This is a genomic window from Alishewanella sp. BS5-314, from assembly GCF_025377695.1.
GTDB classification, from domain to species: domain Bacteria; phylum Pseudomonadota; class Gammaproteobacteria; order Enterobacterales; family Alteromonadaceae; genus Alishewanella; species Alishewanella aestuarii.
In genome coordinates, this window is sequence record NZ_JACEHJ010000002.1 from 1,118,934 (window position 1) to 1,143,327 (window position 24,394).

Sequence of the window (24,394 nt, forward strand, 5' to 3'; positions counted from 1 at the left end):
ATTTCGTTAGCAGGTTCAGCAAGTGTGCGGGCAGAAAACAGCAAGCTTGACAGAACTAAAAGTATTTGCAGCCGCATCCAGTACATCCTGTAACCAATTTGACCTCAAGAGTATAGTGCAAGAAACCCTGGCTAATTGTCGAGTTCAATTAGTACTTTTTCATTCAGCGACATCGCCAGATTATTATCATAATAAGCCGCCTCATTAATAAAGGTCGGATACACCACCTGCTCGCCCTCGTACTTTACGACAGTGCCATCAAACAGAGTAAACAGCGGGTCACCGGGGTAAATCGGTTGATAATCGCGGTCCTGCACATTTTTGTGCACCATACCAATGCGCTCACCATGCTCGTTCATGGGTAACTTGATACTGTGCAAGTAGCGGAAAGCTTCGGTTTGTTTTGGCAGTACCGGCAAGGCATTGTTATTGTACAGCTCGACAAAATCCAGAATATGCTGCGTCATCCGATGCATCAGCTCCAGCACGTCTTGTCGCAACACCGATTGCGGCTGCGGCCCAACCTCGACCAGCACACCATAACGCCCCAGTGTGCACATCAGCGCATGCTCTTCAGCGGCAAAATGATCCTCATCACGCGAGATAATGGCTTCCGGCATTTTCATTTTGACGTAAGCAGCCAGCTTATTATAAAACGGGCCGGCCTGGGTCAGGATTAAGCAGGCGCCCATATTGCTGGTGGTATTATGTAAATCAATCAGCAGATCAGTGCGGGCATTACCCTTGGGCCCCAGTTGCGCATTCAGCACCTTGGCGCGGCTTTGCTCGTAATTGCAGAGATTGGGATTGGCCAGATCGACAGTTTTAAACTGACGGTTCAAATCGCTGTGCAGATACCTTTTATTGGCATAGTGCGCTTCCGGATTGGCCCAAACGGTTTCGGTAGTAAAGCTGCAACGACGGACCTGCTCTGGCTGCTGCTGATACTGTTTTACCAGATAGATGCCGGAAAACTCGTTACCATGCACACCACCGACTATCGCAACCTGCTTGATCTGATCCATTTGCTACTCCTGACGACCGATAAAATGTCTGTAACTAAAAAACAAAAACCCTGAGTAAAATCAGGGTTTATTATGGCGCTGTTTAACCAGAATGAGAATAACTAAAAGGCTGAGACTGCAGTTTAATTATGGCTCAGGCTGCTGGCTTGGCCAGACTATCGATTAATTGCTGCTGTTTCACCAGCTCATTATGTAGGATCTGTTGTGCCTGGCATACGCACTTACCGCACTGACTCGCTACGCCCAGCTGTGCCTTTAAATCACGCATAGACTCAGCACCATCAGCAATCGCTTGCTTAATCGCTTTATCCGTTACCGCTTTGCAAATACAAACAAACATGGCGCAGCCTCTTCTCAGAAAACTGCGCCATAATAATATTATTGCGAATCGTTATCAATAGCTTTTTGATGCTGATGGATAAAAAGTCTACTGTTACCGGAACAGCACCTTTTCCTGTTGGAACCAGTGCACACAGAACGCAATCAAGGCAGCGGCCAACGCCACTGTCGCTCCGAAAATCAGCGCAATCATACTGCCATCAGCGGTGCCCTTAATCAGCTCTTTAATGGCCAGTGCCACATTCATCACCGGGATCATCGCGGTCTTGGTGGTCAGCTCTACCCCTGGCATCATGGCGGCAGCCAGCGGCACAAACATCAGAATTGACAACGGGCTCATATAGTTCTGCGCTTCTTTAAAGGTTTTGGCGTAAATAGAGATCGCCAACAACAAAGAGGCAAAAATGGCTGAGGTGGGCACGATCATCAGGAAGATCAGCAGCAGCTCGACGGTCGCGATCGCTCCCATCGCCTCCTGCACCACGGCAAAACCGGCAAAGGATCCGATAACGGCACCCCAGATCCCGAAACTGGCGACGGTAATCAGTGCACCGGCCAGACCGGTAGTCAGTACCGTTAAGAATTTACCCAATACAATGGCCGAGCGGCTAACCGGACAGATCAACAGCGTTTCCAGGGTACCGCGCTCTTTCTCACCGGCGCCCATATCAATAGCGGGATAGGAAGCGCCCAGCAAACACAGCGGGATCAGGATATAGGCGATCAGCGCGCCAAACTTCTCACCGATATTTTCGCGTTTATCGGCCGTATCGACTTTCTGTACTGACACCGGTTTTAAAATAGCGGTCAGTTTTACCGGATCGACCCCCAGCGCAGATAAAGACTGGCGCTGTAGCTGGCCGGTATAGTTTTCCAGTAATTCGTTAAAGTAACGCGACATAAAATCCAGCTGACTGGACTGATTATAAATCAGCTGCCACTGGCTTTGTTCCACCGCATTTTGTTTAGCCTGAAAATCATCCGGGATCACCACCGCCACGGCAAACTCGCCAGCGCGGATAGCGGCAATCAGATCCTCCGGTGCGGTCAGAGCCGACTCAACCCGCTTAAAGTTCTTATGGTAAAACAAGGTTTCAGCGAATTCCGGCGCTTGTTCGCCGTTCACAATCACATATTTGTGTTGCTCCTGCATCGCTTTGGCCGTGGTAGACGATAGCACCAACCCCATCACGCCGAAAATCACCGGAAAAATAAAGATTGGCAGTAAGATCACAAAAATCAGGGTTTTGCGATCACGCATCAGTTCAGTTAATTCTTTTAAATAAACCTGCCACATCAGGCTGCTCCTTGCTCGCGGGGTTGTTGTTTTAGCACGCTTAAAAAGGCGTCACGTAAATCGCCAGCCGGCGCCAGGGCTTTAAATTCCGCCAGATCGCCGGAAAATGCGCTGATCCCTTTATCAATTACTACCACCCGGTCACATAAGCTGGCTACTTCATCCAGATGGTGAGTGGAGAAAATCACCGGTGTACCGGCTTGCTTTAAGCCTTTAATAAAATCCAGTACAGTCTGTACCGTCATAATATCCAGGCCGGTGGTGGGTTCGTCCAGGATCACTACCTTTGGTGAATGCACTACGGCGCGGGCAATGGCAGTTTTTTGTTTCATACCGGTCGACATATTGTCAGCACGGCGGCTGGCGAAGTCATGCATATTCAGCATAGTGAACAGCTCATCAATACGCTGTTTTAATGCGGCCTCTTTCATCCCGTGCAGGCGGCCAAAATAGGCAATATTTTCATAGGCACTCAGCTTGCCGTACAGGCCGGTATCGGCCGATAAAAAGCCGATTTGCTTGCGTGCTTTGACCGGTTCGCGCAGCACATCGACACCATTAATCAGTACCGAGCCAGCATCCGGTTTCAGCGCCGTAGAGAGCATCCGCAAGGTGGTGGTTTTACCGGCGCCGTTAGGGCCTAATAAACCCAATACTTCACCCTGCCCACAATGAAAACTGACATCCCGTACTGAGCGGAACTCCTTGTCGGCATAACGCACATCCTGCTTTTCCGTCTCGGATAACTTGCTGCCTTTACCAAGGGCAAATGCCTTGGCCAGATTTTTTATTTCAATCATCTGCCTGTCCTGTTATGGCCTTCTACGTGGACGAAAATAATCCGTATTTGCATAAAACTCCGCCTGTTGATTTGCAGCGTACCAGCCTGGTACCCCCAGCAAGGGTAGCGGTGTTAGCTGCAGATTATCAAGCAGTAAGTGATTGTTAGCAATTTGCAGCGCCAGCTTTTCATCGAGAAAAGTGTAAGCATCTGTTAAAGACCACTGACTAAAGCCAGCAGGCACCTCGATAAACACCGCTTTGGCCGTCAGTCCCAGAAAGGGCGCAGTCGCCATTTCATAGATGGCATGACCAAAGATCAGCGGCCGCACACCCTGCCACCAGTCAGCTCGCTGCAGCCAAAAACTTTGTTGCCACTGGTGATCGCGCAGTAAGCCGGCATGTGCCAGGGCTGAGGGTTCCAGACACAGTACCACACCGCACTCATCAAATAGCGTTAGCTTATTGCGCAGCGGCGTACGCTGTTTTTGACCATGTCTAGCCATTTCCGCAATATGCAGTTGGTTTAACAGCGCCTTACTGCGGGGCAGCAAACACCAAATCAGCGCCCCAAAAAAGTCATGCCAGTTTGCTGCCCGGGTCGGAATTTGCCGGGTAGCAAAAATAAAGTCTTCATAATAACGGCCATCTTGCTCCAGTAAGGCATTTTCAACAAAGCTAAAGTCGGTATGACTCCGCCAGTTATTGAGCTGAGCCGGTTCAGGCCAATGACTCTGGTTCTGCAATGGAAAACGCGCCAACAAATCAGTAAAGATTGGATTGGCCGTTAGTAAGGCGGCTGACCAGTCAGTAGGTGGGGTAAAACGGCTTTTTGATGAATTTTTCAGCATTGTTGACTTTCAGTAATCGGAGCAGTGATAAATTTCGCCCAGCAGCCCAAAAAGCACTTGCAATTTTAAGCGGGCATGGCACAGTCAGGGGGTACGTTTAGACGTACATACTGCCAAACTATGTGTTATTAATTTGATTATCAGAGGTTATCATGTGTTCGATATTTGGGGTGCTTGACATCAGAACCGATGTTAAAGCATTGCGCCAGCAGGCGCTGCAGTTATCTAAGTTATTACGTCATCGTGGCCCGGATTGGTCCGGGATCTGGAATAACGACAATGCCATTCTGGTGCACGAGCGCCTGGCCATCGTAGATACTGAAAATGGTGCACAACCCCTCATTAATGATAATCGAAATCACATTCTGGCAGTGAATGGCGAGATCTACAATCACAAACAACTGGAAAAAAACCTGGCCACGCCCTATCCGTTTAAAACTAAGTCGGATTGTGAGGTTATTCTACCGCTGTATTTAGAGCATGGCGCTGAGTTTATCGACAGCCTGCATGGCATGTTCGCTTTTGTGCTGTATGACGCTGAACAAGACCGCTACCTGATCGCCCGTGATCATATTGGTATTATTCCGCTGTACTATGGCTATGACGAGCATGGTCAGTTGTTTGTAGCGTCAGAGTTAAAGGCGCTGGTGCCGGTGTGCAAGCAAATTAAAGAATTCCCACCAGGTCATTACTTTGACAGCAAAATTGGCGAACTGCGTAAATACTACCAGCGCGACTGGATGCAGTTTGACGCGGTAAAAGATAACCCGGCCAGCGAGGCGGAGTTAAAAGCCGCGCTGGAGCACAGTGTCAAAACCCACCTGATGTCAGACGTGCCCTATGGTGTGCTGTTATCCGGAGGTCTGGATTCGTCGCTGATCTCGGCCATTGCCCAGCAATTTGCCAAGCGCCGGGTGGAAGATGATGATCAAAGCGAAGCCTGGTGGCCACGGCTGCACTCTTTTGCCGTTGGCTTGCCCGGCTCACCGGATCTGGCGGCCGCACAAAAAGTTGCAGACGCCATCGGTACTGTGCATCACACCATCCATTTTAGTGTGCAGGAAGCCTTAGATGCGCTGCGTGATGTGATTTATCATTTAGAAACCTATGACGTTACCACCATCCGTGCCTCGACCCCGATGTATCTGATGGCCCGGAAAATCAAAGCCATGGGCATTAAGATGGTGTTATCGGGCGAAGGCTCGGACGAAATCTTCGGCGGCTATCTGTATTTCCATAAAGCGCCCAACGCCAAAGAGTTCCACGAAGAGACGCTGCGTAAGCTGGAGCGCTTACATATGTTCGACTGTAACCGCGCCAACAAAGCAATGTCAGCCTGGGGTATTGAAGCCCGGGTGCCCTTCCTGGATAAGGAATTTATGGACGTGGCGATGCGTTTAAACCCGCAAGCGAAGATGTGCGGTGGCGGTAAGATGGAAAAACATATCCTGCGTCAGGCCTTTGATGGCTTATTACCGAATGAAATTCTATGGCGGCAAAAGGAACAGTTCTCGGATGGCGTTGGCTATAACTGGATCGACAGCCTGAAAGCCCATGCCGCGAAAGAGATCAGTGATCAGCAGATGGCGACTGCCAGCTTCCGCTTCCCGGTCAATACGCCGGACAGCAAAGAAGCCTATTACTATCGGGTGATCTTTGAAGAGCACTTCCCGCATGCTGGCGCCATTGCTTGTGTACCGGGCGGTAAATCCGTCGCCTGCTCTACGCCGGAAGCTCTGGCCTGGGATGCCAAAATGGCCGAGCTGACGGATCCGTCTGGTCGTGCCGTGCGCGATGTACACGCTCAGGGTTATTAACCGCACAGCCAAGTGTAGACCCAGCCAAGCGCTGACAAAGCAGAGCGCAGCGAAAGCCAAGCACTAACAATCTAAACCCGGTCCGCCGGGTTTTTTGTTGCCACTAGCACCGCAAAACTTGAATTGTCATCCGACACTGGCAGAATACGCCTTTTATTTCCGGACTATTCGCTAATGAAACCTGCTGTTACATCTTTACTTTTCGCCGCTGGCTGCACTCTAAACCTTGCTGGCAACCTTGCTGGCAGTCTTGCTGTCGCGGCAGATACGCCTGCGCTATGGTTAACCGAGCAGCATCTCGCTGGCCAATGGCTCACCGATGGCAACGGGCAGACGATCCCGGATCCACAAAGTTCAGGGTTAACCTACCGCCATGGTGAACTGGTGCATATTGGCGATAATAGCGCGACCCCGGCGCTTAGAAACAAGCTGCTGCGGATCAACCCGGCGACCGGGCAGCTGGTCGCACCACCCCTCGCCATTAACGTTAACCCGGCGCTAAAACAGAGCTGCTTTGCCGAGCTGTTAGCCGGCGATCCAGACTGGGAATCCCTGACCTGGGATCGCCTGGACGACAGCACGCTAATCAGCGTCACCGAAGACTCCAGCAAATTTCACTTAACCGCAGATTGCGCCCGGCGCTTCGGCGTTACCCATTCCACCGCCTATCCGACCCTACTGGTAAAAATCCGTACCGATAAAGCCTTAAGCTTTGCCGAAGTCGTGGCGGTGCGGCCAGTACAGTTCCCGGCAGCAGCAAAGGTCGGTGACTTCCCTAATGATGGCATTGAAGGCCTGGCGTTTGATAATCAACGTAACCTGTATCTGGCGCTGGAGAAAAATCAGGCCAATGCACCGATGATCTTTGTCACGCCCTATAGCGACGATTTCTGGCTCAGCGATGATTTTGTTAAGGTTACCGACCTTAAATTGCCGCTGCCGGTACCGGATGCCAAAGATCACCCGATCAATGGTCTGGACTTTCTGCCAGCCAGAAAAGAGGGCCATCCCGGTTATCTGCTGGCTGCGGCACGCAATGATGATCAGCTCTGGGTATTGGATTTAAGCCGCCAGCAACCGGCAAAGGTGATTCCACTGCGTTTTTACGCGCCGACCCGTCCAGACAGCAGTTGCCCGCCCTATGAGCCGCTGGCCAATACCTCGATCGAGGGTGTTGCCGTGGTAGGTGATCAGGTGGTGCTCGTCAACGATCCATGGAAGCGGCATTATCCGGAGAATATTCAATGTCCGGATAATGCTGCGGCGTTTCAGCAGTTTTCGCCACTGCTGTTTAAACTGCAGCTTGATCCGCGCTGGTATTAAACTACTGCTGCAGCCTAAGGCTGCAGCTCTTCCTGCTCAGAAACGGGTTTAGGGGCCAATAGGTCTTCGCGGCTTAGTCCGAGCAACACTGCCACACCGCTGGCAACATAGACTGACGAATAGGTACCCACGGCAATACCAAACAACAGTGCGGTCGCAAAGCCGTGGATCAAAGCCCCGCCTTTGAAAAACAATACCACCAGTACCAGCATGGTCGTCAGTGAGGTAATCACTGTACGGTTCAAGGTGGAAGTGATCGCCTGATTGATGGTTTCCAGTACCGTTTCGTCACGCAGCTTGCGGAACATCTCCCGTACCCGGTCAAATACGACTATCGTATCGTTAATCGAGTAGCCAATCAGCGCCAAAATGGCCGCCAGCACTGTCAGGTCAAACTCCAGTTGTAACAGCGAAAATAGCCCCAGGGTGAGGATAACATCGTGCGCCAGCGACAAGACGGCGCCCAGCGAAAGCCGCCATTCAAAACGAAAGCCAACATACACCAGGATCCCCAACAGGGCGACCAATACCGCCAGGCCACCATCCTGTTTTAACTCTTCACCGACGCTCGGCCCGACAAACTCGACCCGGCTCAGTGTCATTGCCACCTCACTCTGCGCCTGTAAGGCACGAAACACCTGCTCCCCGACTTGCTGTTGCACTGCGCCCGCCTCTGAAGGCAACCGCACCAACACATCATGGGTACTGCCAAAAAACTGCACTACCGCCTCTGCATAGCCGGCCTGCGTCAGCTGTTGCCGCAGCAGATCGAGGTTGGCCGCCTGCGCGAAACTAAGCTCCAGCACAGTACCGCCGGTAAAATCCAATCCCCAGTTCAAACCGCGGGTCAGTAATAACACTAAAGACAACACCACTAAAAGGCTGGACAGCACCACGGCCAGCCAACGCCAACGCATAAAATTGATCGACAGATCATTACGAAATAGCTGCATAACAGCTCCATTACCATAAACCCAAACACAGGCAAACCCAGAGGGCGCCCAATATAGATACTTAACGATTGGGATTAGGGTTGTGGCGGGCCACGGGCGCTGAAGTACCGATAAAAGCCGGCAGCAGCAAAAGCAGGTAAGGCAGTGACTACCGGCGGTGCGGTAACAGCCGGGGCGACGTTTTCGCCACCGCTGACAACGTCATCATTATCATCCGCAGCCAGAGTGCGCTCATTTAGGCTATGTGGTTTGGCGGTAACAGCTGTCAGTTGCTGATCGGCCAGTGGTGCCAGACGTAAATCGTGCACCACAAAGCCTTGTGGCGTGCACAATAAACTCAGGTACAACAAAATGGCTAAACCACTGAACCAGCGCATCACTTCCCGCCAACGACAACAACTGCAGCAGATTGCAGTTATGCTGCTTATGATGACGGTGCGCCCGGCGATAAACAAGGGGGCGATTTAAAAAAACTCCTGCTATGTGCTGAGCAGTGCAATCTGCTATGATCAGCCCTTTATCATAGCTGCGCGACAGATTAGCGACGCAAGGCGCTTAACCGTTAGCGATCTGAGGAACCACAGCGATGCAAAATCATTTTCGGATCCTGGGCGTAAAAACGAATGCCAGTGACGAAGACATCAAAAAAGCTTACCGGCGGCTGGCCAATAAATATCATCCGGATAAACTGCATGGTTTGTCGGAAGATGAACAACAACGGGCCGCGACACAACTACAGCAGGTAAAAACCGCTTACGAGGTGCTGTCCGATCCGAAACAGCGCAGTGCCTTTTTAAAAGACTTTAACAACGTTATTGTGAATGATCCGGCCGCGGCAATGCGCGAGCTGTGGGACGAATATTACGCGTGAGACCAAGATGGCGACCAAACTTAATCTGGCGAAAATTAAACAGCTAACAACCGATGCCCGGGAAAATATGGACTCCTATATCGATCCCGAGCAGCCGAAAGCGTTGGAACAATTTACCAACAAAATGAAAGCCGTATTGCTGGCCGATCCGGAAATGCTGGAGTCGGTACCGGAATACCTGCCGATGGCACTGTTTGGCCGGGTGCAGTTCCCGAGCGCCGCTAAGCTCAAATGGCAGCAATGGCTTAGCAGCGGCAAGGTGCCGTCCTGGGACGAATTTAAAATCTCAGTTGCCTTTAATAATGCCGATCTGGCTTTAGTTAAAGCCATTCGGGCCTACTCAGAAAGCGTCTTAATTGAGGCCTGCGCTGCGCTGTATTTACTTAGCCTGGATAAGCCTTTGCCTGCCAAAGCGCGCCAGCATGATCAGGCAGATGACGATAGCGCTGATGATGCAGAGCTGGATGTTGAGGATTATGATGATCCCTATGCCGATGAAGAGGATAGCGATGAAGAAGGCTACGACGATCAATACGATGAAATCCGCTTTAAGCACGAGGGCTAATAATGAGTACTGAGCTGATTAGAATCGCGGCTGATGAAATTAAACAACTGGCGCTGGTGGAGCCGAAACAAGCCAGCGAACGCTTCGAGATCATTGCCAATACCATGAGCGATGAGCAGCTGTCCGAGGTCATTGAACAAATTGATATCGTGACCCTGACGCAAATTAACAGCCAGCATGATCTCTCGTTCCCTTCGATTATTTCCGAGTTAATGACGCCAGAGAAAATCCGCGACATCGTCTGCCAGCAACCGCTGTATTGGGAAGAGAAAATCAAAAATAATGCCGAAGAACTGAAGCAGCATACCTTCGACTTTTTGACCTACCTGATCCGCACTCAGGACAACGAAGAAAAACAGGCAGAAATTCTGGAATGCATAGCCGAAGATCCGGCGGGTCTGTTTTATCTGTCGATCCCCTTTATTGAGATCTATCGCGGTGAAATTCTCGAGTATGAAAACTACTGGGAAGATAAGCTGTACGAAGATGAAGAACATCTGGAAGAAGCCGAAAGCTACACAGAACGGCAACTGGCGGAAGATGCGCACAATATTGGCTATGATGATCCGAAAAGTTTACTGGCGCTGATCCGGCAACTGACCCCCAAGGTGGAAACCTCGATCAAAGCCCTGATCCGCGATGAAAAATCGGGCTGGGAAGCCATCATCAGCAAATTTGCCACTGAACTGGTGATGCAGGCGAAAGAAAAGAACAAGGTCGAAGATGAGTTTGCCGAAGTCGACGATATGTTCAGTTTTCTGGATTAAAGGACTTTTCAATGCAGTTAGTAGTACGTGAGCAGGGTGCCGGCCCGTTTTTAAGCCAGGTCCTGACCTTAGCACGCGCTGAGCAACAACTCAGTGCCGAACAGCTGCAACAGATCAAAAGCAAAGCCGTGCTGATGAGCCTGAAGTTTGCAGATAAATTCTACAATAAGTACAAGATGCATCTGTTAGAACAGGCCGCGCACGATGTGATTGGTATCACCAGTTTGGGCCTGCAGGCCTTGTCAGATGGGGACGCCAGACAGGCGATAGATCTGCTGTTAAGCCCGGAGGGTGTGGTTAAGCCCTTTCAAAAAGGCTGGTCGATGTTAAGTCTGGTCAGCAAGAAAGTACCAGGCAAGACCTCGTTATATGGCGACGTCGATGAACAGCTATTACAGCAAGTTTCCTCGCCGCCGGATGCTGAAGACTGGCCAGGTTGGCAAGCTTATCAGCAAGCCCTGACTGAACATCACCGGCATCAGGCGATGCAACTGTTACGGCAACACTTTTACCAGCAGCAGGTTTTTGACGAGTTTGAACACTTTAGTCTGGAAGAAGTGCTGGCCGAAATCGTGCTGTACCGCGCACTCTGTAGTGGCGACAAAGTGAAGCAGGATCTGAAAAAGCGCCTGCGGCAAATCAGCCTGGCCGAACATTGGTTTAACGATACCTACCTTAGCTTACAAACCGAGGCAGTGCTATCGGCCTTACCCAAGGCTAACGCCGACGCGATCCGCGCTGATCTGGGCCAGCATTTTATTCCGGCGCTACTGCGTACCCTACACTTTTGCCGCGACTATCAAAAATTGCAGCAAACCGATGCCAGCCCGGAAAAGCTGGATGCGTTTGAACATAAACAAGGCCTGCAAAGCCCACTACTGGGCTGGCCGCACTATCTTGAACTCTAAGCGCAAAGCTCAGACGGTGCTCAGACCGCACTTCGCTGCCGGTCTGACTACCCTCCACTCTGTTAAGGCCACATTATGAGAACGCCAGCCCGCTTACACCCTCTGCTGGAGGAAGGCTTAATTGATGAAGTGCATTATGCCTTAATGAGTGGCAAAGAGGCGTCCGTCTATGTGGTGCAAAGCGCCGGGCGGATCTGCTGCGCCAAAGTCTATAAAGACGCAAGCCAGCGCAGCTTTAAAAAGGCCGCCCAATATCAGGAAGGCCGTAAAGTCAGAAACTCGCGTCGCGCCAGAGCGATGGAAAAAGGCTCAGGGTTTGGCCGTGAGCAGGCTGAAGAAAGCTGGCAATCGGCTGAAGTCGATGCCCTGTTTAAATTGGCTGCTGCCGGTGTCCGGGTGCCGACGCCCTACGGTTGCTATGACGGCGTGCTGTTGATGGAACTGGTGGTCGATGCCGAAGGCGATGTCGCCCCACGCTTAAATGACATCAGCTTAACGGCAGAACAAGCAAGGCAAGACCATCATCAAATGATGCAAGCCATACTGCAGATGTTGGCAGTAGGCCTGGTGCATGGCGATCTGTCTGAGTTTAATGTGCTGCAAGGCAGCGAGGGGCCGGTAATTATCGACTTACCCCAGGCGGTGGATGCCGCGGCCAATAATAATGCGCGCTGGATGCTGAAACGCGATGTCGACAATATTACCGCCTACTATGCCCGCTTTGCGCCGGAGTTGGCGGCAACCCGCTATGCCGATGAAATCTGGGCCTTATTTGAAGCCGGCAATCTCGACCCCAAGCACCCCTTAACCGGCTGCTACAACGAGCAGCAAGGTGCTGTCGATCTTGACGCTATCCTCAGTGAAATTCAGGCGGCCAGTGACGAAGCGGCACTACGTCGCGCCAGACAACAAGCCGAACCGGAATAGGCCGCTAGCGCGGTGGGCCATAGCGGCGGAAATACCAGATGGCCAGCGGCATTTCCAGGATCAGATAAGTCACCAGAGTAAACCAGAACCAATTAGTATGAAAACCAAAGAGTTCAAAAGCTTGCTCCGTGCCCCAGAAGCGGGAACCGACAATCAACAACGCCAGCAGCGTTATCAGGGTATCAAATACCGCCACTTTACGCAGATCAGCGCCGGCTACTCTGGGATACCACCAGAAGTAGGCCAACAGCAACAACACCGCATTTAACAAAATCACTGCCAATTCTACTGTCAACATCTGTCTCGCTTCGCTTTATCCTTACAGCATCTTTGCAATGCGCTTAACTGAGAAGTTTGATGGCCTGGGTTAACCCTTCCAGCGTTAACGGCTGCATCCGCTGCTGCATAATGTCTTTAATAATACTGATTGACTGATAATGCCGCCACCACTGCTCAGGTTGTGGGTTCAGCCAGACCGCTTTTGGATACTGTGCCAGCAATCGCTCTAACCAAAGCCGGCCCGGCTCCTGATTCCAGTGTTCGACGCTGCCGCCCGGGTAATCAATTTCATAGGGGCCCATAGTGGCATCGCCGACAAAAATCAGTTTATAGTCACTGCCATAGGTGTGGATCAGATCCAGCACACTGACTTGCTCGGTATGGCGGCGTTGATTATTGCGCCAGACGCCTTCGTAGACACAGTTATGAAAGTAAAAAAACTCCAGATGTTTAAACTCAGTGCGCACGGCAGCAAAGACTTGCTGACACAGCTCAATATAATCATCCATCGAACCACCAACATCAAACAGCATCAGCACCTTAACCGCATTATGCCGCTCTGGTACAAAACGCAGATCCAGATAACCGCCCTGCTCAGACGTAGCCTGAATGGTGCCGTTCAGATCCAGCTCGGTCGCGGCACCGCTACGGGCAAAGCGTCTGAGCTGACGCAGTGCCAGTTTAATACTGCGGTTATTCAACTCGCTTTGGCTATCTAAATCTTTAAATTCGCGTTTATCCCACACCTTTACCGCGCGCCGTGCGCCACTGCCTTGTTGACCAATCCGCACCCCTTCCGGATTAAAGCCGTAAGCGCCAAAGGGCGAGGTGCCACCGGTACCGATCCATTTATTGCCACCGGCATGGCGCTTTTGCTGCTCAGCCAGGCGCTCGCGAAGTTGCTTCAACAACTCTTCTAAACTACCGAGCCCCTGCAAGGCCGCTTTATCCTCAGCTGAGAGCTGGCGAATAATATCCGGGATTAACCAATCATCCGGGATCTGGCTGGCCAGATCTATCGCTGCGACGCCCTCGAAATACTCGGCAAAAGCCCGGTCAAACTTATCGTACTGGCTTTCATCTTTGACCAGTGTCAGCCGGGCCAGCTGATAGAAAGCTTCGGTATCGGCAAAAATCACCTGCTGCTGCAACGCCTGCAGTAAATCCAGCAGCTCAGTGATACTGCTTTTCAGGCCATATTTGCGCAGCGTAAAAAAGAACTCGACCAGCATTTAACGCCCTTGCCGCTTGGCCAAAAAGGCCAGCTTTTCGACCAGTTGCACATCTTGTTCGTTCTTTAGCAGGGCACCAAACATCGGCATCAGGCCGCCCTGCTGTTGCTTTTGCTGTAACACTTCAGCCGGGATCTGCTCTGCCAGTAACAGTTTTAACCAATCCAGTAATTCGGACGTCGAGGGCTTTTTCTTCAGCCCCGGTAGCTCGCGTAGTTCAAAAAAGACGTCCAGCGCAGTACTAAGCAGCTGCTGACGGATCTGCGGGAAATGCACCGCCACAATCTGGCGTAGAATGTCGGCATCCGGAAAGCGGATATAGTGAAAAAAACAGCGGCGCAAAAAGGCATCGGGCAGCTCTTTTTCGTTGTTTGAGGTGATCAGTACAATAGGCCGCTGCGCGGCACTGACCTGCTGCCCGGTCTCATGCACATAGAAGCTCATCCGATCCAACTCGTGCAATAAATCGTTTGGAAATTCAATGTCGGCTTTATCAATCTCATCAATTAACAACACCGGCCGCTGCTGTGCCGTAAAGGCCTGCCACAGCTTGCCCGGCTTAATGTAGTTGGCAATGTCATGCACCTTGTCACTGCCGAGCTGGCTATCACGTAACCGCGATACTGCGTCGTACTCGTAGAGGCCGTGCTGGGCTTTGGTTGTGGACTTGATATGCCACTGGATCAGTTCTGCACCCAGGCTCTGGGCCAGCTCTTCCGCCAGCCGGGTTTTCCCCGTACCCGGCTCGCCCTTTAACAGTAACGGCTTTTGCAGCGTCATAGCCGCATTTACTGCCAGCGCCAATTCATCGGAGACAATATAATTTTCAGTACTCTGAAATGACATAACTTCCTCAGCTTAAAGTGCAATCCGCTATAACTTATAGCCAAATGCTTCTTCAGTTTTTTATTAAGACGCGTATTCTTATAACCAATATCTTCTGATTCTGGAGTTTTTTATGGCAAATGTATACGCAGATAACTCATTGTCGATCGGCCGCACCCCGCTGGTCAAATTAAACCGCGTGGTTAAAGGCGCGAATGTCTATGCCAAGATTGAAGCACGCAACCCCAGCTTCAGCGTCAAGTGCCGCTTGGGCGCGGCGCTGATTTGGGATGCCGAAAAACGTGGCATCTTAACCGCTGACAAAGAGCTGGTAGAGCCTACCTCGGGTAATACCGGTATTGCGCTGGCCTTTGTTGCCGCCAGCCGCGGTTATAAACTGACTCTGACCATGCCGGCGACCATGAGTTTAGAACGCCGTAAGCTGTTAAAGGCACTGGGAGCCAATCTGGTGCTAACCGAAGGCCCGAAAGGGATGAAGGGCGCTATTGAAAAAGCCAAAGAAATTCAGGCCTCTAATCCGGATAAGTATTTAATCCTCGGCCAGTTCGATAACCCGGCCAACCCACAAATCCACTTTGAAACCACAGGCCCGGAGATCTGGCATGATCTGGATGGTCAGGTTGACGTCTTTGTCGCTGGCGTCGGTACCGGCGGTACCATTACCGGAGTCAGTCGTTTCTTTAAACAGGAAAAAAATCACCCGCTGGTCAGTGTCGCGGTGGAGCCAGTGGAATCACCGGTGATTACCCAGGCCAAAGCCGGTGAAGAATTAAAGCCAGGTCCGCATAAAATCCAGGGCATTGGCGCCGGTTTTATCCCGTCAGTATTAGAGCTGGATCTGATTGACCGCGTCGAGCAAGTCAGCAGCGATGATGCCATTGCCATGGCACACCGCCTGATGAAAGAAGAAGGCATTCTGGCTGGGATTTCCTCAGGTGCTGCCGTTGTGGCTGCTGCTCGCCTGGCAGAATTACCAGAGTATGCAGGCAAGAATATTGTCGTAGTGCTGGCCAGCGCGGCTGAGCGTTACCTGACCAGCCCATTATTTGCCAATGTGTTTAGTGAACAAGAACTTAGTGCTTAGTCTTCGTTACTAGTCATGCCGGCTTAACGCCGGCATAAGCAAAAAGGCCGCCTTAGCGGCCTTTTTGCTTTACACCCAGCTTAAATAGTCGCACAATTTTGCCAGCGAAAAACTGCAGGCTCAGGCTTGCCCCTACAGGTGAACACATGATGCTAAGAAAATATTGCCTGCTGTTATTGGCTGCTTTGCTGCTATCAGGTTGCGACGGCAACACCCAACTGAGCACCCAGAGCGGTAGTCCGGAAAGCGTAGCGGAAGCCTTTTTCGACGCCATTTATAACGCGAAGGATTTAGACAAAGCCAAAAGTATGGCGACTGCTGATTACGCGAAATTGCTGGCATCTTACGGTACAGCGCGGCAAGCTGGCCGCATTTTATACAACATGAATTTCGATACCGTACAAATTAACGTTAACCGCAGTGGCCGTAATCTGCGCGAGCAGTATCAGAATGATGCCAATATCCAGTTAATTCTGGATGGAGAGTTCGATGGTAAAAGAGTGCAGGAAGTACGGACAGTACAATTGATCCGCCAGCGCGGCAGTTGGTTGGTCAGCGAAGTGCAGGCAGATAAATTCAGTACCAGCATCCGTTAAGCACAGCGCACCCGTAAAAGCAGCGCGCCGGCAAAACCTGCCGGCGTCCCGCTTGCCACAGTCTATTTTCTGCTGAAAAAAGCCTGTAGTCGTTGCTGACAACTGTCACTCTGTAATAGCTGCTGAAACTCGGCCAACTCTGTCGCTATCGCGTGTTCTGTTTGTTTATTATTGGCTTTTAACAGCGCTTTGCTAACCAGTACCGCCTGCGCCGGTAACGCCGCTAATGCTTGCGCTTTGCTGGCAGCATGCGCCAGTAGTTGCGCAGCAGGCACAATCTCATTTACCAGACCAAAGGCCGCAGCCTGCTCACTGCTAAAAGCCTCGCCTAACAGTAAATATTGTGCCGCACGCTGGTAACCGGCGATTTGTGGTAACAACAAACTGGAAGCGGCCTCAGGACAAAGCCCCAGTTGGGTAAAGGGCAATTGAAAACGGCAGTCCGGCGCCGCATAAACCAGATCACAATGCAGTAACACCGTGGTGCCGATACCAATCGCTAACCCTGCTACCGCAGCCACCAGCGGCTTAGGAAAGGCGGCGACGGTATACAGAAACTCCACCACCGGATGCTGGCGATTTAATTCGCCGGCCGATAAAAAATCTTTCAGATCATTACCGCTGCTAAAACAGTGTTCGTTGCCTTGCAGCAGTACGACCTTGATCGCCGGGTTTGCCGCCGCACTTTGCAAAGCCGCAGATAACTCGCGGTACATCTGTAAGTTCAGCGCATTTTTCTTTTCAAAGCGTTGCATACTCAGGATCAGTACGGCATCCACTTGTTGTTGCTGTATCATAAGGTATTCCTTGTTAAAATCCGGCTACCCGCCCTTCACGTCTGGGATCGGCAGCACCTTCAAGCTGGGTTGGCTTGACCTCAATGGCGTGTAAACCACTATTCAGATCCTGCAGTTGTACCTGATAACCCAGCTCCTGCAGTGCCGGCGCTAGTTCTACCAGCTCAGTACCGGCTTCCAGCGCCAGATAATCATTGCGATGGGTAAAGCGGGCTAAATTCAGGGCTTGTTGTACATCAAGTTGCCAATCCAAAACCGCAACCAGGCTTTGCACCACATAATTAATTATCCGGCTGCCGCCTGGCGATCCTATCACCAGTTTCAGTTGATTGTCGGCATCAAACACCATCACCGGTGCCATGGAACTGCGCGGCCTCTTACCGCCCTCAACCCGGTTTGCTACCAAAACGCCGTCAACGACAGGCTCTAAACTAAAATCGGTTAGCTGATTATTTAGCAAATAACCATTCACCATTAAGCCCGAGCCAAAGACGTTTTCAATACTGGTGGTCATACTGACCGCATTGCCGGTAGCATCGACAATTGACAAGTGGCTGGTATTGGGAAATTCCACTGCCTGGCTGCTGGCCAGTGGCTGGGCGCCTTCAGGTTGACCGGCGCTAAATGCCTGGTCACGACCTGTTAGTAATGCCGCGCGTTGCTTCAGATATTCCGCATCCAGCAAACCCGCCACCGGGACCGGTGCAAAATCCGGATCAGCCAGATAACGATCTCGATCGGCAAAGGCAGCGCGCGATGCCTGACTGATCAGATGCACAGCTTCCAGACTGTTAGGTTTAAGCGCTGCCAAATCAAACTCTGCCAGCATACCCATAATTTGTAGTACCGCCACGCCACCGGAGCTGGGTGCGGTCATCGAGCAGATCTGATACACCCGGTACGGAATGCAGAGGGCATCCTTTTGCTGGGCCTGATAATTGGCAAGATCCTGTAACGTCAAAGTACCAGGATTGACCGCAGCCTGATTGACAGTGCGCACCAAAGCTTCGGCGTTCGCGCCCTGATAAAAGGCGCTAACACCTTCGCTGGCAATTTTTCGTAATAAGGCCGCGTACTCGGGATTTTTTAATAGGGTACCGGCAGCCAGTGGCTGATTATCCGGGTAATAAAACTCTTTTGCCGGTGACAACTGCCGTAATCCCTGATTCCATCCCAGCGCCAGTTGTTTCGCCATCCGCTCATTCACAATAAAGCCCTGCTCTGCCGCGGCGATGGTATCGGTAAAGAGCACAGCCCAGGGCAACTTACCAAACTGTTGATGGGCATCAGCGAGCGCCCGTAACACTCCCGGCACGCCAACAGACTTACCGCCAACATAGGCTTCTCGCCAGCCTAATACTTTACCGTCCTCGGCAAATAACCAGGGGCCGGCGGCAGCAGGCGCCGTTTCACGGCCATCAAAGCTGGTTAACTGACCACTGTCAGCCTGAAAATGCAGGATAAAGGCGCCACCGCCAATCCCGGAGCTCTGCGGTTCAACCAGACCAAGCATTAACTGGGTGGCAATGGCCGCGTCAATAGCGCTACCACCGGCTTGCAGGATCCGCTTGCCCGCCTCCGCCGCCAGCGGATGCGCAGCCGCGACCATCGCATTGGCATGACGGGTCAATTGCTGTTGCACCAGCCCCGTAGCCGCTTCCGGCTCACGGGTTTCCTGTGGCGTTACCGCCACACTTAGCGCGGGCAGTAGCGCCCAAAGTAACAGATTTAAAGCAGTGAGGGATTTTTTCATCGTCAGGACTTTACTAATTAACGGCTCCCTGACACCCTAACCAGTTCTTAGTGCAAATTCAACCATCTGATGCCCATACTAAAGCTAAAGTCTGATCTGCCTTATCTGTTGTTGGCCAGCTGCTGTGTCCTGCTGTTTTTATTGCCCCCGGCCTGGCAACACGCATTAGAATACAACCAAACGATGATCTGGCGTGGCGAGCTCTGGCGCCTGCTAAGTGGTCAGCTGCTGCATAGCAATGTTTATCATTTGCTGATGAATTTGGCAGGGTTAGCGGTTTTGATGATACTACACGGCCGGTTGCCGGGGCGTTTAGCTGTAGGCTGGCAGCTCCTGTTATTACTGCTGGCCACAGCCTTGGCTTTATTACTACTCGCCCCTGAGATTGACATCTATGTCGGATTATCAGGTATGCTGCATGGCTTACTCTGCTATGGTGCCGTGGCCGATCTGCGTCAGGGCTATCGCTCCGGTATCCTGATTTTACTCGGGGTCAGTGCGAAACTGGCGCTAGAGCAATGGCAAGGCCCTGATCCGGTGTTAGGAGCACAGATCGGGGCCGAAGTCGCGATTGATGCGCACCTGCTCGGTGCGCTTTGTGGCGTATTGCTGGCGCTGCTTAGCTGGCGTCAGATCAAACACCAGTGAGCTTGCGTCCGCCTAACTTGTAAACCGCGTAACTACTAAACTCTGCAGTCAATTTACTGTAAAAATCCAGGTTTGACAGATTAACGGTAAAGAAGCAGTTTAAACTACAGTTTACCGGCCTCAGTGTCTGGCTGCTGGCAGCACCAATGCTGGCGTCCAACTGATATTCCGCAATCAGCCGGCTAACACGCCAGCTATGAAAATCACTGGTGATAAAACGAATTTGCCGCTGCTGTGCCAGTCGTGGCGCCAGGCTGGCAAACTCCTGATAGGTATTGTCACCGGCATCAAAGCAGTCAGCAACCACGGCGGGGAGTTGCTGCTGCAGATAATCCAGATAAGGCTGGCAATAACGGGTGGTGATTAATACCGCCACTGGCCCCGGCTGTGCGGCTTCGGCGGTAAGTTGTTGGATCCGGGCTCTGGCACAGGCGGGTAGCTGCGTCGCAGAACCACCACAGCCCAGCACCACATACAGGCTGGCCGGGGCTGTGGCGCTGGAAATGCCCTGTTGGTACCAGAGCCGGGCGTGATTGGCGATATAGGTATTGCCAACCAGATAGTAAAAGCCCCACAGCAGCCAGAGGCCCTTTTTGCGATACAGCAGACATGCGAGCAACAGGCCATAAAGCAACAGGTTTTGCGGATATAAAAAGGGCTCTAACAGATCCTTCATCTTACCTCCTTATCTGGCTGAACAACTGGCGTCGACGCCCCGCCAACCGTCTGCGGCATGGCTGCAGTTAACATTGATGGCGCACGATTTACCAGAACCGCGGCGTTAATCAGCGCCCAGGGCAACCATAACATACCCGAGGTCAGGACATGCCCGGCCAGCAAGGCCACTGCCAATAACAGCAGATTGAGCAAAGCTAACGGCAACACCAGCTCACTCTTTGACATGCGACTCCAGAGCAAACTAAACAGACGCAGAAAACTTAAGCAAAACAATAAGGCACCTGCCACCCCATAAAACAGCAGCAGATCGAAAAAATCCAATTCAATAAAATACTTTTTCAATAGCAGGCGCACGCCCCCCTGACCGACGCCTAATACCTGTAACCAGTGCGGATAGTGTTCAGCAACTAACGCAAAGTTACGTTGCAGGTAAAAATCGCGCGATGATAACAAAATGCCGCTCAGTCCACGCTGTTGATAGGCAAACTGTAGCTTGTCGTACAGCCCAACCCACTGCAACAAGGCGGTCAGATGATAGAGCAGCAAAGCGGTGAGTACGACTAATACCAAGCCAGCGGCCAGCAGATAAGGTTTAGCCTGTTGCCACTGCCTTTTATCCATTACTAGCAGCGGCGTCAGCAATACTAACAGCAGGATGCCAAATAAACCGGTTTTGGTCAGCATAAGTGCAGCGATAAAAAAAGCCGCAAGTGCAATCAGTGGGTAGGCCCAGCGCCGTCGTTGCCAGCTACGGCAAAGTAACCAGCCGCTTAACACCAATAATAAAGCGGACAGCTCGTTAGTAGAAACAAAGTAGCCTTTGATACCGAGAAATTTCTGACTGACCTGCTCCATCGGCTGATAGGCTGTACCGCCGTAGCCGATAGTACCGAGCACAGTATTGAGCAATAACAGCATAAAGGCTGCCAGTACCACAGCATCAACATAACGCAGGTAGTCTTGCTGCAGTGTTTTCGCGCGGGCAGCAAAGTAGGCCAGTGCCAGTAGCATGGCGCCAGCTTTGGCTATCAGTTGCAGGTCGCTCAACAAATAAGGATGACCGGTCAACCATTTGATATACAAAGGACCGGGTAGCATCAGTACCAGCAGTAGTAAGGGTAAACGCAGCTCACTGCGACACAGTTGCCAGCCGCGCCACAGCAGTAGCGTTAACAGCAAGGCTTTAAATGCTGCTGACAGCGGCAGCACGCTGCCCAGACTGTGTCGTAACAGACCGTTTAGCCAGTCGACCAGCACAAAAAGTGCTGCCAGCACCAGGATCAGCCGATCTAACAGCTGCGGCGACACGAAAAGCAGCCGGTTTTGCCAGTTCATTTTTTAAGCAAGCCCCGGATACCTTTATTCATCAACCGTAAACGGAGCGCGCTAAACCACGATAACTTATGCTTTAAAAAATAACGCCATTTCAGATTTAACAGGCCATAGCGGCATTGGCGGAAAAACTCCGTCAGTGTCAGAGGTTTCTTTTGCATTGTTAAGCGGTAAAACATCTGATTCTGCAGGTTACGCTCGCTCATCAGTGGCCGGTGTTTGGCAACAAATTGCTGATGTGCGTCCAGTCGTTTTGGCGAATCGGTGATCCGGCCGAGTTCATGCCCAACATTCACCTTATAGCTGGCGTTAGCAATCCGCTTCGCCGGGCCATAGGCCGCGACCACCCGCACCCACATATCATAATCCTGAAACGCCGCCAGACCGGTATCAAAACCACCCAGTGCTAACATCCGCTCACGGCGCACCAACGCCTGATTTGACAGCGTGTGCAAATCCAGTAACTCACTCAGACTTACCGTAGCTTCATCGGCAAACAAGGTTTTACTAAAGGTACCGTAATCCCAGATATAGGCGCTGCAGACCATGCTGAATTGATCATCATAGGCCGCATAAAGACTACTGAGGCGCTGCGGTAAAAACTCATCGTCATCATCCAGGCCGGTGACAAAGTCGCCACGTGCTTCATTAATGGCTCTGTTGCGGGCGGCGCAGGCACCCTGCCCCTTTTCCTGCCGCAGGATCCGTACCCGTGGCTCGTTAGCATAACGCGAACTCAGCTGTTCATAGGTCTGATCTTTTGACGCATCATCCACCACGATCAGCTCAAAGTTCGGATAATCCTGCGCCAGTACCGAGTCGATGGCCCGGCAGGCCATCTCAGCCCGGTTATAGGTAGGCATATAAACACTGATTAACGGTAATGCTCTCACCCTTTGCTCCTTAAATTTTTCCAATCAGCACCCACCACAGGTACCTGAATAAGCGTAATTGGCGGCCAATGCGGCTTGGTTGCGCCAATAAACGGTAAGCCCATTCCAGATTAAGCTTACACCACAGTGCCGGAGCGCGTTTTACATTGCCGGTAAAGACGTCATAGGTGCCACCAACGCCCATATAAAAACAATCCGGATGGACTGCCCGGATGCGCTGGATCAGCAACTCTTGCTTGGGCGATCCCATCGCCACGCTGACAAAGCGGGCGCCACTGGCTTTGATCGTCTGCAGCAATTGCGCTTCATCTTTAAAATAACCATCGGTCGCGCCCACTACCGGCACCCCGAGCCGCTGTAACTTATCGCGGGTTTGCGCCAGCACTTCGGGCTTGGCACCGACCAGATACACCGGTACCTGATACTCTGCTGCCCGCGCCATCAACGCCTGCCATAGTTCACAACCCGGGATCCGCTCCACCGGCCGCTGCAGACGTTTTTGCATCACTTTCACCACCCCGATACCATCGGCATAGCGCAGATCGGCTTGTTGGATCACGGCTAACACCTGCGGGTTTTCCAGTGCGGTCAGAATTTTTTCCGGATTAATGGCAATGGCCGAACCGGCATAAACAGAACCATCAGCACGGATAATATAGGACAGCAATTGCGCCATATTGGCAAAGGCCGACACCTGAACCGGACCGATACCGATTTCAGCGATAGCGGTCGAGGATGTGCTCGTCATAACATAAGTTCCTGATAATGTTTACGTAGTTTATTCACGATCACGGGCAGTAAGATTTGCTCGGCCTGCATCCGGCCCTGCTGTTGCAACTGCTGGTAGGCGGTCTCATCCAGCGCCAGCAATTGCCTGATCGCAGCCAGCAACTGCTGCTGGCATAAGGCTTCATCCTGCTGTGACACAGCATAACCGGTGACACCCTGCCGTACTTGCGCCCTGGCACCATCAGTATCGGTCGCCACAACAGGCGTATAACACGCCATCGCCTCAGCCATTACCAGACCAAAAGATTCTTTGCGCGATAAACTGATAAAGCAACGGGCGCGCTGATACAGTGCCAGCAAATCCGCACCACTTTGTGGGCCAAGCAAGGTGATATTGGGATAGGAAGCAGTGGCTTGTGCCAGTGCTGCCTGCCAGGGCCCTGAACCGGCGATCACTACGCGCCAGGCTTGCAGCTGTGGCAGCATGGCCAGTAAACGATCCATCCCTTTATTCTGGTCCAGTGTACCAACATAGAGCAAATCAATATCTTTATCGGTTTTGCTGTGCCAGGTCGCGCTAGCATAACGGTTATCAATACCGGCCGCCAACACCTGCGCCCGCGCTGGCTGCATAAAAAATTGTTGCTGCAGCGCCTCGCTACTAAAGATCCAGCTATCCACCTGCCGCGCACACCAGCGATACAGGCGCCCGGGTGGCTGATAATGATAGATATCTGAGCCGTGGCAGGTGACGACAATTTTCGCCTGCGGATTGCGTAACCAACGGTATAACAGCGCTAACCAGATTGTTGGATAAAAGAAATGGACGTGCAATATCTGATAGCCTTGGCGGCTAAACAGAAAGCGCAGGCAAAAATCGAGGAAAAAAACCGGATACTTCAATAACCTGTTCAGCCAAGAGTCACGGTGCCAGCGCATATAATGATAGGCAGGTTGCAGGCCCTGAGCCTGTAATGCCGTGACCTGGGCGCGCACAAAGTTGCCCTGAAACGGTGATGAGGGTTTAGGACCCATATTAGTGATCACGAGGACCCGGGGTTGTGTTGCAGTCACCCTGTGCTTTACTCCTGAGAAGACGGATAA

Annotated in this window: 27 protein-coding genes; 10 read left to right on the top strand and 17 right to left on the bottom strand. The window is 51.8% G+C overall.

From position 1 onward, the window contains the following. Window positions 1-131 precede the first annotated feature (131 nt). From H1D31_RS09635 to H1D31_RS09655, 5 genes are all read right to left on the bottom strand, one after another. The gene (locus H1D31_RS09635; protein ID WP_261258104.1) at window positions 132-1,025 is read right to left on the bottom strand and encodes an aspartoacylase; all 894 of its coding nucleotides are present in this window, start codon (window positions 1,023-1,025) and stop codon (window positions 132-134) included. 133 nt (window positions 1,026-1,158) lie between these two features. Then, a complete protein-coding gene (locus H1D31_RS09640; RefSeq protein ID WP_008951828.1) occupies window positions 1,159-1,365 on the bottom strand; it encodes a bacterioferritin-associated ferredoxin in 207 nt (68 codons plus the stop codon). 93 nt (window positions 1,366-1,458) lie between these two features. After that, window positions 1,459-2,661 carry an ABC transporter permease gene (locus H1D31_RS09645; RefSeq protein WP_261258107.1) on the bottom strand — a complete coding sequence of 401 codons (1,203 nt, stop codon included), beginning with the start codon at window positions 2,659-2,661 and terminating at the stop codon, window positions 1,459-1,461. Beyond that, window positions 2,661-3,461, bottom strand: a complete 801-nt coding sequence (locus H1D31_RS09650; protein ID WP_008951827.1) for an ABC transporter ATP-binding protein — start codon at window positions 3,459-3,461, stop codon at window positions 2,661-2,663. The genes H1D31_RS09645 and H1D31_RS09650 overlap by 1 nt, the downstream gene beginning before the upstream one ends. A 12-nt stretch (window positions 3,462-3,473) precedes the next feature. After that, a complete protein-coding gene (locus tag H1D31_RS09655) occupies window positions 3,474-4,292 on the bottom strand; it encodes a DUF3025 domain-containing protein (RefSeq protein WP_261258110.1) in 819 nt (272 codons plus the stop codon). A 152-nt stretch (window positions 4,293-4,444) separates the two neighbouring features. Between H1D31_RS09655 and asnB the strand changes: the two genes are divergently transcribed. Together asnB and H1D31_RS09665 are read left to right on the top strand one after the other, a co-directional pair. Beyond that, window positions 4,445-6,109 (top strand): asparagine synthase B, encoded by a 1,665-nt coding sequence (asnB, locus tag H1D31_RS09660; RefSeq protein WP_008983755.1) that lies wholly within the window; start codon window positions 4,445-4,447, stop codon window positions 6,107-6,109. A gap of 174 nt (window positions 6,110-6,283) precedes the next feature. Then, window positions 6,284-7,432: a hypothetical protein gene (locus H1D31_RS09665; RefSeq protein ID WP_261258112.1), complete on the top strand. Its 1,149-nt coding sequence runs from the start codon at window positions 6,284-6,286 to the stop codon at window positions 7,430-7,432. Between the two features lie 14 nt (window positions 7,433-7,446). Here H1D31_RS09665 and secF read toward each other — a convergent pair whose 3' ends face one another. Continuing rightward, complete coding sequence (gene secF, locus H1D31_RS09670; protein WP_065955285.1) at window positions 7,447-8,385, bottom strand: protein translocase subunit SecF; 939 nt, start codon at window positions 8,383-8,385, stop codon at window positions 7,447-7,449. A 74-nt stretch (window positions 8,386-8,459) separates the two neighbouring features. Continuing rightward, window positions 8,460-8,762, bottom strand: coding sequence for a hypothetical protein (locus H1D31_RS09675; protein ID WP_008608198.1), 303 nt, complete (start codon window positions 8,760-8,762; stop codon window positions 8,460-8,462). A 209-nt stretch (window positions 8,763-8,971) separates the two neighbouring features. Here H1D31_RS09675 and H1D31_RS09680 point away from each other — a divergent pair, with 209 nt between their 5' ends. From H1D31_RS09680 to H1D31_RS09700, 5 genes are all read left to right on the top strand, one after another. Beyond that, the gene (locus tag H1D31_RS09680) at window positions 8,972-9,256 is read left to right on the top strand and encodes a J domain-containing protein (RefSeq protein ID WP_008608197.1); all 285 of its coding nucleotides are present in this window, start codon (window positions 8,972-8,974) and stop codon (window positions 9,254-9,256) included. Between the two features lie 7 nt (window positions 9,257-9,263). After that, window positions 9,264-9,821: a hypothetical protein gene (locus tag H1D31_RS09685; protein WP_261258115.1), complete on the top strand. Its 558-nt coding sequence runs from the start codon at window positions 9,264-9,266 to the stop codon at window positions 9,819-9,821. Between the two features lie 2 nt (window positions 9,822-9,823). Continuing rightward, a complete protein-coding gene (locus H1D31_RS09690; RefSeq protein ID WP_261258117.1) occupies window positions 9,824-10,588 on the top strand; it encodes a hypothetical protein in 765 nt (254 codons plus the stop codon). An 11-nt stretch (window positions 10,589-10,599) separates the two neighbouring features. Further along, complete coding sequence (locus H1D31_RS09695) at window positions 10,600-11,496, top strand: hypothetical protein (protein WP_261258120.1); 897 nt, start codon at window positions 10,600-10,602, stop codon at window positions 11,494-11,496. A 75-nt stretch (window positions 11,497-11,571) separates the two neighbouring features. Then, on the top strand, window positions 11,572-12,423 hold the full coding sequence (locus H1D31_RS09700; protein ID WP_008951819.1) for a PA4780 family RIO1-like protein kinase: 852 nt from the start codon (window positions 11,572-11,574) through the stop codon (window positions 12,421-12,423). 4 nt (window positions 12,424-12,427) lie between these two features. Here H1D31_RS09700 and H1D31_RS09705 read toward each other — a convergent pair whose 3' ends face one another. The 3 genes from H1D31_RS09705 to H1D31_RS09715 are packed head-to-tail and all read right to left on the bottom strand — an operon-like array spanning window position 12,428 to window position 14,780. Beyond that, window positions 12,428-12,721, bottom strand: coding sequence for a hypothetical protein (locus H1D31_RS09705; protein ID WP_008951818.1), 294 nt, complete (start codon window positions 12,719-12,721; stop codon window positions 12,428-12,430). A gap of 43 nt (window positions 12,722-12,764) precedes the next feature. Beyond that, window positions 12,765-13,934, bottom strand: a complete 1,170-nt coding sequence (locus H1D31_RS09710; protein ID WP_008951817.1) for a vWA domain-containing protein — start codon at window positions 13,932-13,934, stop codon at window positions 12,765-12,767. Further along, complete coding sequence (locus H1D31_RS09715; protein WP_008608188.1) at window positions 13,935-14,780, bottom strand: AAA family ATPase; 846 nt, start codon at window positions 14,778-14,780, stop codon at window positions 13,935-13,937. It lies immediately after the preceding gene. A 112-nt stretch (window positions 14,781-14,892) separates the two neighbouring features. On the opposite strand from H1D31_RS09715, the gene cysK reads away from it, so the two are divergent. Together cysK and H1D31_RS09725 are read left to right on the top strand one after the other, a co-directional pair. Continuing rightward, on the top strand, window positions 14,893-15,864 hold the full coding sequence (gene cysK, locus H1D31_RS09720; RefSeq protein WP_008608185.1) for a cysteine synthase A: 972 nt from the start codon (window positions 14,893-14,895) through the stop codon (window positions 15,862-15,864). A gap of 146 nt (window positions 15,865-16,010) precedes the next feature. After that, window positions 16,011-16,460, top strand: coding sequence for a hypothetical protein (locus H1D31_RS09725; protein ID WP_261258127.1), 450 nt, complete (start codon window positions 16,011-16,013; stop codon window positions 16,458-16,460). 62 nt (window positions 16,461-16,522) lie between these two features. Here H1D31_RS09725 and H1D31_RS09730 read toward each other — a convergent pair whose 3' ends face one another. Continuing rightward, window positions 16,523-17,257, bottom strand: coding sequence for an enoyl-CoA hydratase-related protein (locus H1D31_RS09730; protein ID WP_008608178.1), 735 nt, complete (start codon window positions 17,255-17,257; stop codon window positions 16,523-16,525). A gap of 13 nt (window positions 17,258-17,270) precedes the next feature. Next, a complete protein-coding gene (gene ggt / locus H1D31_RS09735; RefSeq protein WP_261258130.1) occupies window positions 17,271-19,010 on the bottom strand; it encodes a gamma-glutamyltransferase in 1,740 nt (579 codons plus the stop codon). Between the two features lie 69 nt (window positions 19,011-19,079). On the opposite strand from ggt, the gene rrtA reads away from it, so the two are divergent. Next, window positions 19,080-19,658 carry a rhombosortase gene (rrtA, locus tag H1D31_RS09740; protein ID WP_261258132.1) on the top strand — a complete coding sequence of 193 codons (579 nt, stop codon included), beginning with the start codon at window positions 19,080-19,082 and terminating at the stop codon, window positions 19,656-19,658. On the opposite strand, the gene H1D31_RS09745 is transcribed toward rrtA, so the two are convergent. Genes H1D31_RS09745 through H1D31_RS09765 form a run of 5 tightly spaced genes read right to left on the bottom strand, consistent with a single transcriptional unit; the run spans window position 19,645 to window position 24,364 of the window. Continuing rightward, window positions 19,645-20,334: a YdcF family protein gene (locus H1D31_RS09745; RefSeq protein ID WP_261258134.1), complete on the bottom strand. Its 690-nt coding sequence runs from the start codon at window positions 20,332-20,334 to the stop codon at window positions 19,645-19,647. The genes rrtA and H1D31_RS09745 overlap by 14 nt on opposite strands. Continuing rightward, window positions 20,331-21,671, bottom strand: a complete 1,341-nt coding sequence (locus H1D31_RS09750) for an O-antigen ligase family protein (protein ID WP_261258136.1) — start codon at window positions 21,669-21,671, stop codon at window positions 20,331-20,333. Before H1D31_RS09750 ends, H1D31_RS09745 begins: the two co-directional genes overlap by 4 nt. Further along, window positions 21,668-22,561, bottom strand: a complete 894-nt coding sequence (locus H1D31_RS09755) for a glycosyltransferase (protein ID WP_261258138.1) — start codon at window positions 22,559-22,561, stop codon at window positions 21,668-21,670. The genes H1D31_RS09750 and H1D31_RS09755 overlap by 4 nt, the downstream gene beginning before the upstream one ends. A 10-nt stretch (window positions 22,562-22,571) precedes the next feature. After that, window positions 22,572-23,309, bottom strand: coding sequence for a WecB/TagA/CpsF family glycosyltransferase (locus H1D31_RS09760; protein ID WP_261258140.1), 738 nt, complete (start codon window positions 23,307-23,309; stop codon window positions 22,572-22,574). Next, window positions 23,306-24,364 (bottom strand): glycosyltransferase family 4 protein, encoded by a 1,059-nt coding sequence (locus H1D31_RS09765; protein WP_261258142.1) that lies wholly within the window; start codon window positions 24,362-24,364, stop codon window positions 23,306-23,308. The genes H1D31_RS09760 and H1D31_RS09765 overlap by 4 nt, the downstream gene beginning before the upstream one ends. Between the last annotated feature and the right edge of the window lie 30 nt (window positions 24,365-24,394).

Coding starts and splice junctions, on each gene's coding strand:
- H1D31_RS09690 (WP_261258117.1), top strand. CDS start 9,824: ATGAGTACTGAGCTGATTAGAATCGCGGCTGATGAAATTAAACAACTG.
- H1D31_RS09705 (WP_008951818.1), bottom strand. CDS start 12,721: ATGTTGACAGTAGAATTGGCAGTGATTTTGTTAAATGCGGTGTTGTTG.
- H1D31_RS09760 (WP_261258140.1), bottom strand. CDS start 23,309: ATGACGAGCACATCCTCGACCGCTATCGCTGAAATCGGTATCGGTCCG.
- H1D31_RS09675 (WP_008608198.1), bottom strand. CDS start 8,762: ATGCGCTGGTTCAGTGGTTTAGCCATTTTGTTGTACCTGAGTTTATTG.
- H1D31_RS09665 (WP_261258112.1), top strand. CDS start 6,284: ATGAAACCTGCTGTTACATCTTTACTTTTCGCCGCTGGCTGCACTCTA.
- H1D31_RS09685 (WP_261258115.1), top strand. CDS start 9,264: ATGGCGACCAAACTTAATCTGGCGAAAATTAAACAGCTAACAACCGAT.
- H1D31_RS09700 (WP_008951819.1), top strand. CDS start 11,572: ATGAGAACGCCAGCCCGCTTACACCCTCTGCTGGAGGAAGGCTTAATT.
- ggt (WP_261258130.1), bottom strand. CDS start 19,010: ATGAAAAAATCCCTCACTGCTTTAAATCTGTTACTTTGGGCGCTACTG.
- H1D31_RS09640 (WP_008951828.1), bottom strand. CDS start 1,365: ATGTTTGTTTGTATTTGCAAAGCGGTAACGGATAAAGCGATTAAGCAA.
- H1D31_RS09730 (WP_008608178.1), bottom strand. CDS start 17,257: ATGATACAGCAACAACAAGTGGATGCCGTACTGATCCTGAGTATGCAA.
- H1D31_RS09635 (WP_261258104.1), bottom strand. CDS start 1,025: ATGGATCAGATCAAGCAGGTTGCGATAGTCGGTGGTGTGCATGGTAAC.
- H1D31_RS09645 (WP_261258107.1), bottom strand. CDS start 2,661: ATGTGGCAGGTTTATTTAAAAGAATTAACTGAACTGATGCGTGATCGC.
- H1D31_RS09710 (WP_008951817.1), bottom strand. CDS start 13,934: ATGCTGGTCGAGTTCTTTTTTACGCTGCGCAAATATGGCCTGAAAAGC.
- H1D31_RS09750 (WP_261258136.1), bottom strand. CDS start 21,671: ATGAACTGGCAAAACCGGCTGCTTTTCGTGTCGCCGCAGCTGTTAGAT.
- secF (WP_065955285.1), bottom strand. CDS start 8,385: ATGCAGCTATTTCGTAATGATCTGTCGATCAATTTTATGCGTTGGCGT.
- H1D31_RS09715 (WP_008608188.1), bottom strand. CDS start 14,780: ATGTCATTTCAGAGTACTGAAAATTATATTGTCTCCGATGAATTGGCG.
- H1D31_RS09655 (WP_261258110.1), bottom strand. CDS start 4,292: ATGCTGAAAAATTCATCAAAAAGCCGTTTTACCCCACCTACTGACTGG.
- asnB (WP_008983755.1), top strand. CDS start 4,445: ATGTGTTCGATATTTGGGGTGCTTGACATCAGAACCGATGTTAAAGCA.
- cysK (WP_008608185.1), top strand. CDS start 14,893: ATGGCAAATGTATACGCAGATAACTCATTGTCGATCGGCCGCACCCCG.
- H1D31_RS09695 (WP_261258120.1), top strand. CDS start 10,600: ATGCAGTTAGTAGTACGTGAGCAGGGTGCCGGCCCGTTTTTAAGCCAG.
- H1D31_RS09650 (WP_008951827.1), bottom strand. CDS start 3,461: ATGATTGAAATAAAAAATCTGGCCAAGGCATTTGCCCTTGGTAAAGGC.
- H1D31_RS09745 (WP_261258134.1), bottom strand. CDS start 20,334: ATGAAGGATCTGTTAGAGCCCTTTTTATATCCGCAAAACCTGTTGCTT.
- H1D31_RS09725 (WP_261258127.1), top strand. CDS start 16,011: ATGATGCTAAGAAAATATTGCCTGCTGTTATTGGCTGCTTTGCTGCTA.
- H1D31_RS09680 (WP_008608197.1), top strand. CDS start 8,972: ATGCAAAATCATTTTCGGATCCTGGGCGTAAAAACGAATGCCAGTGAC.
- rrtA (WP_261258132.1), top strand. CDS start 19,080: ATGCCCATACTAAAGCTAAAGTCTGATCTGCCTTATCTGTTGTTGGCC.